The sequence below is a fragment of the Actinotignum schaalii genome (assembly GCF_028864145.1).
Classification (GTDB): Bacteria; Actinomycetota; Actinomycetes; order Actinomycetales; family Actinomycetaceae; genus Actinotignum; species Actinotignum schaalii_B.
Map to the genome: position 1 here is coordinate 1 of NZ_JARBHJ010000070.1, position 900 is coordinate 900.

General features: G+C 57.6%; 1 protein-coding gene. It reads right to left on the reverse strand.

Features of this window, described 5'->3' with window-relative positions:
• Positions 1–2 precede the first annotated feature (2 nt).
• A partial coding sequence (locus PWJ82_RS09490) for a dihydrodipicolinate synthase family protein (RefSeq protein WP_274736434.1) occupies positions 3–900 on the reverse strand: 898 nt, incomplete at its 5' end.

Below are 900 nucleotides of genomic sequence, written 5' to 3' on the forward strand. Positions count from 1 at the left end.
ATTTATGCGTGCACCTCGCGTAGCAGCGCCGCGATTTTCTCCGAATCCTCCACGCTCAACGGCACCTGCGGGGCACGCATCAACGGCGAGCACTCCACCCCACACAAACGCACCCCCTCCTTAATCGCAGCAATGAAAATATCACCGATCTCATACACCGCAGCCAAACGAGTAATCTTCCCCAACTCAACAGCCGCCCCCGCAACGTCTCCAGCCTCATAAGCCGCATGCATCGCCGCGAAAACCTCAGGGATAAGATTCGTCAAGCCAGAGAGCACCCCAGCCCCACCACACACCCGATTCCCAATGTAATACTCATCAAAACCAGAAAGTACCGCGAAATCCGCACGCACCTTCCGCACCTCACGAATCACCCGCCGCGTATGACTCTGAGTATCCACCGTATCCTTAAGCGCCACAATATTCGCATGCCGGCCAGCCAACTCCGCCACCAACTCCGGACTCAAATCCGCACCCGTACGCTCCGGGAAGTTATAAAGCATCACCGGCAGCTGCGTCGCACCCGCAACCGCATCATAAAAATCAAGCGCCCGCCCATACGAATGCCCGAAATAGAACGGCGGAAGAGCAACCACACCATCAACCCCGGCCGCCTCAGCTGCGGCGATATTCTCCAGCACCTCACCCAGCCGGACCGCACTCACCCCGGCCAACACCTGGAAGCGCCCCGCGGCCTGCTTGACCGCAAACTTCAAGAACTCGGCCTTCTCCTCGGTGGCAAAGGAGAAAAACTCCCCGATCGAACCGAAGAAAAGCACCCCGTTGAGCTCGGACTCGGCAAGACGATCAATATGGGCAGCCATCGCCGGATAATCAATCGCACCCGAATCATCGATCAACGTGACCGACGGGCAATACACACCAGAAAACATTCCAACC